This is a genomic window from Halomonas sp., assembly GCF_033549285.1.
Classification (GTDB): Bacteria; Pseudomonadota; Gammaproteobacteria; order Pseudomonadales; family Halomonadaceae; genus Halomonas.
Window position 1 is genome coordinate 13,812 of the sequence record NZ_JAWSUJ010000098.1, and the last position, 2,831, is coordinate 16,642.

Annotated in this window: 4 protein-coding genes; all 4 read right to left on the reverse strand. The window is 72.9% G+C overall.

The window, feature by feature from the left end:
* A partial coding sequence (gene aroE / locus SCI24_RS17495) for a shikimate dehydrogenase (protein WP_318726599.1) occupies window positions 1-498 on the reverse strand: 498 nt, incomplete at its 3' end.
* On the reverse strand, window positions 495-1,427 hold the full coding sequence (hemF, locus tag SCI24_RS17500; RefSeq protein ID WP_318726600.1) for an oxygen-dependent coproporphyrinogen oxidase: 933 nt from the start codon (window positions 1,425-1,427) through the stop codon (window positions 495-497). The genes aroE and hemF, both read right to left, overlap by 4 nt.
* Window positions 1,428-1,473: 46 nt before the next feature.
* Window positions 1,474-2,031: an L-threonylcarbamoyladenylate synthase gene (locus SCI24_RS17505; RefSeq protein WP_318726601.1), complete on the reverse strand. Its 558-nt coding sequence runs from the start codon at window positions 2,029-2,031 to the stop codon at window positions 1,474-1,476.
* A 57-nt stretch (window positions 2,032-2,088) separates the two neighbouring features.
* The coding region (dprA, locus tag SCI24_RS17510) for a DNA-processing protein DprA (RefSeq protein ID WP_318726602.1) at window positions 2,089-2,831 on the reverse strand (743 nt) is incomplete at its 5' end.

The following is a 2,831-nucleotide window of genomic DNA, read 5'->3' on the forward strand; positions in this document are numbered from 1 at the left end:
GTCGCGGAAGTCGGCGGCCAGGGCCTCGGCCTTCGCCGCCGTGCGGTTGGCCACGAAGAGGCTCGCCGGCCCCTCGGCCAGCAGCGGCTCCAGCACGCCGCGCACCGCGCCCCCGGCGCCCAGCACCAGGCCCCGTGCCCCGGCCAGCGCCACGCCATGGCGCTTCAGGTCACGCACCAGGCCGATGCCATCGGTGGTGTCGCCGTACGTCAGGCCGTTGCCCCCCAGGATCAGGGTGTTGACCGCCCCGGCGCGGCGGGCGCGTTCGCTGAGGGTATCGCAGAGGCGGAAGGCTTCCTCCTTGAAGGGCACGGTGACGTTGGCCCCCCGGCCGCCCTCGGCGACGAAGCGCCGCCAGGCGCCGGCGAAGTCGTCCAGCGGCGCCTCGATCGCGACGTACTCGATGTCATCGCCGATCTGGTCGGCGAAGGCGGCGTGGATGGCCGGCGACTTCGAGTGGCCGACCGGGTGGCCGAAGACGCAGTAGCGATCGGTCATGCTTCGTTCTCCTCCTGTGCCTCGCCGAGCCAGTCGCGGGGCCGCAGATAGTCGCGGTAGAGGGCCTCTTCGGGGCTGCCCGGCTCGGGGTGCCAGTCGTATTCCCAGCGCGCCAGGGGCGGCATCGACATCAGGATCGATTCGGTGCGACCGCCGCTCTGCAGCCCGAACAGGGTGCCGCGGTCCCACACCAGGTTGAACTCCACGTAGCGCCCGCGGCGGTAAAGCTGGAAGTCGCGCTCCCGCTCGCCGAAGGGCGTGTCGCGACGGCGACGCACGATGGGCAGGTAGGCCTCGAGGAAGGCGTCGCCCACGGCGCGCTGGAAGGCGAAGCACTGCGCGAAGCCGCCCTCGTTGAGGTCATCGAAGAAGAGCCCGCCGACGCCGCGGGTCTCGTCGCGATGCTTCAGGTAGAAGTAGTCGTCGCACCAGGCCTTGTAGCGGGAGTACACCTCCTCGCCGAAGGGGGCGCAGGCGTCGCGCGCCACCCGGTGCCAGTGCACCACGTCCTCATGCACCGGGTAGTAGGGCGTCAGGTCGAAGCCGCCGCCGAACCACCAGACGGGGGCTTCCCCCGCCTTCTCGGCGATGAAGAAGCGCACGTTGCCGTGGCTGGTGGGCACATGGGGGTTCTCCGGGTGCAGCACCCAGGAGACCCCCACCGCATGGAAGCTGCGCCCGACGAGCTCCGGCCGCGCCGCGGTGGCCGAGGGCGGCAGGCGCTCGCCGAACACGTGGGAGAAGTTCACGCCGCCCTTCTCGAAGAGCCGACCGTGCTCGATCACCCGTGAGCGGCCGCCGCCGCCCTCGGGCCGGTCCCAGGCATCCTCGCGAAAGCGGCCGCCGTCCTCGTCGGCCAGGGCCGAGCAGAGGCGCTCCTGAAGGTCGAGCAGGTAGGTCTTGACGTCATCGAGGTGGGCGTGGGCCAACGGAGCCTCCTGGGCTGGAAGAGGGGGGGGCTGGAAAGCGGGCGTGTCAGGAACGCAGCACCCGGCCGGAGACCAGGTCACGGATGGTGCTGGGCCGCTCGAGGCCGCCCAGCGGGCCGTCCAGGACGGCATCGAGCTCATCGCCGAAGACCGCGCGGATCTGTTCGGCACTCATCGCCGGCGGCTCGCCGGCCCGGTTGGCGGAAGTCGAGACCACCGGCCCGCCGAAGGCCTCGCACAGCGCCACCACCAGCGGATGGTCACTGACCCGCAGCGCCACCCGGTCGTGGTGGCCGCGCACCAGGGCGCGGGCGCGGCCGTTGTCGGGTATCAGCCAGGTCACGGGTCCCGGCCAGCTCGCCGCCAGGGGGGCATGCAGTTCGACCGGGAGTCCCTCGAGCCAGGGGGCAAACTGGTCGATGCTCGCCGCCACCAGGATCACGCCCTTGGCCGGGTCGCGCGCCTTGAGGCGCAGCAGGCGGGTAAGGGCCTGGTCGTCATCGGGGTCACACCCCAGCCCCCAGACGGCCTCGGTGGGGTAGGCGATCACGCCTCCGGCCCGCAGGGCCGCCACGGCCTGCTCAAGTTCTCTGGCCTCGATCATGGGTCTCCTCGCCTGAGCTCGACATGCCGGATGACCGGCCTCGGGAGGCGTATGCTATCACGCCCCCGGCCGGGTCGGCAGGCGCACCCAGCCGCCGGCGGCCTGGGTCACGGCCCCCTCCAGCTCCAGTTCGAGCAGGCCGCGCTGGCACTCGGCGACGCCCCGGCCGGTCAGGGCCACCAGGGCATCCACCGGCGTGGGCGTGTCGCTCAGCCAGCGCAGCAGCGAATCCTCCCCCGCCTCGGCCGGCTCGGGCCCCGGGGTCGCTGCGGGCGCGGCGGCCACGGCCCACTGGCTGAGCTCGGCGAGGATGTCATCCAGGTCGCGAACCAGCACGGCGCCATCGCGAATCAGCTGCAGGCAGCCCCGGGCCATGGGGTTGTGGATCGAGCCGGGCAGGGCGAAGACCTCGCGGTTCTGCTCGAGGGCCAGCCGGGCACTGACCAGCGAGCCGCTGCGCTCGGCGGCCTCCACCACCAGCACGCCCAGCGAGAGGCCGGTGACGATGCGGTTGCGTCGCGGGAAGAAGCCGGCCCGCGCCGGGGTGCCCGGGGGATGCTCGGAAAGCAGCAGGCCGCCGCTCTCCTGCAGGCGCCGGTGAAGGCGATGGTGGCGCGGCGGATAGATCACGTCCACCCCGCAGCCGAGCACCGCCACGCTCGACCCGCCGGCGTCGAGTGCCGCCTGCTGGGCGGCGGCATCGATGCCCAGCGCCATGCCGCTGACCACGCACCAGCCCCGCCCGGCCAGTTCCCGGGCGAAGCCGGCGGCATTGGTGAGCCCCTCGCGGGTCGGCCGCC

Excerpts from the sequence above, each read along its gene's own strand:
- SCI24_RS17505 (WP_318726601.1), bottom strand. The coding sequence starts at position 2,031 with ATGATCGAGGCCAGAGAACTTGAGCAGGCCGTGGCGGCCCTGCGGGCC.